Origin of the sequence: Methanoregula sp. (assembly GCF_002835825.1) — an archaeon.
In the GTDB taxonomy this organism is placed as follows: Archaea; Halobacteriota; Methanomicrobia; order Methanomicrobiales; family Methanospirillaceae; genus Methanoregula.
Genome location: NZ_PIZH01000638.1, coordinates 1 through 1,131 on the forward strand (window position 1 = coordinate 1; position 1,131 = coordinate 1,131).

Consider the following 1,131-nt stretch of genomic DNA (forward strand, 5'->3'; position numbering starts at 1 on the left):
GTCGCGGGGGCCGAGTTTCAGGAAAACCACGCCGATTAAAGAGCCGGCCACCAGCCCCCCGACGTTCTGAAGGGTCAGGGTCAGCGCATCGAGGAACCCGGCAGGATGCCAGACCAGGGCGATGCCGGTGACAACGGCCGGCGGCAGGAGCGCTGCTGCGATGGCGACGCCCGCTATCCCTTCCGGGATCCCCCTGGCAAGGGCGATGATGGTTGCAAGCCCGAGAAGGACTGCCATCACGATATAGACAGAGTTGGCGTCCATGCGGGAGGCAATCTCCGGGGTCATCTCGAGATCGATGAGGTACGAGAGCGGCAGGGTGACGAGTGCTGCAATCGCGATGAGAAGGATGATATAGACTGCAAGAATTTTAACGCAGTCGATGGTCGCGTTCCGGTTCCCGGTGGCGACCGAGATGGCAAGGGCGTAGATGGGGCCAAGCAGCGGGGAGAGGAGCATCGCCCCGATGATGATACCCACGTTGTTTAAGAAGAGCCCGATGAGGGCGACAATGCCGGCGATGGCGGCGAGGATGACCTTGTTCTTGTCAAACGTTGCATAGTCCTCGACTGTTGCGAGGATCTTCTCGACCGGTGTCCGCTCCTCTTTTGGCGCCCGGGCTTTCCATTCTTCTTTGAGTTTCTCAAGATACGGGGAGATGATAAAGTCCGGCGTGGAGACCTCGATGAGCGTATACCGGTCCTCCTCTCCGGCCGCCTCCTTGATCTCCGGGATGAGGCCCAGCCAGAGCGGCGCACCTTTCCCGGCGCGGTTGCTCCCGTTCAGGGTGGCGGATGTCTTTGAGATCATCTCATCAACCATGCCGTCCTGGACATAGAGCGTGTAGCGGATCCATTCTTCGGATTCGACAACGGTGTAGACTATGTCTTTCAGACTCTCTGCAAGAATGTTTGCTTTGGTACGTGGAACGGTGATGATTACTTTCTTCATGGGTGGAATCGCTGGATTGGTATTGTGCAATAGGGGTATTTCAAAGAATAGGTTGTTCTGCCGGGGGCCCGTCCGGGGCAGTCCGCCCTTCCCGGCCCGGCGGGATGGGAAGCGGGTCGCGGTATTTCAGAGACTGGTGATCCCCGCAAGAATGAGGGCGAAGAGGACCAGGTCGTATAT

The 1,131-nt window shown here is 58.6% G+C and carries 1 protein-coding gene; it reads right to left on the bottom strand.

What is annotated here, in order from left to right; translation table 11 throughout:
* A partial coding sequence (locus tag CW742_RS14030; protein WP_292421442.1) for a TIGR00341 family protein occupies positions 1 to 951 on the bottom strand: 951 nt, incomplete at its 3' end.
* Positions 952 to 1,131: the final 180 nt, after the last annotated feature.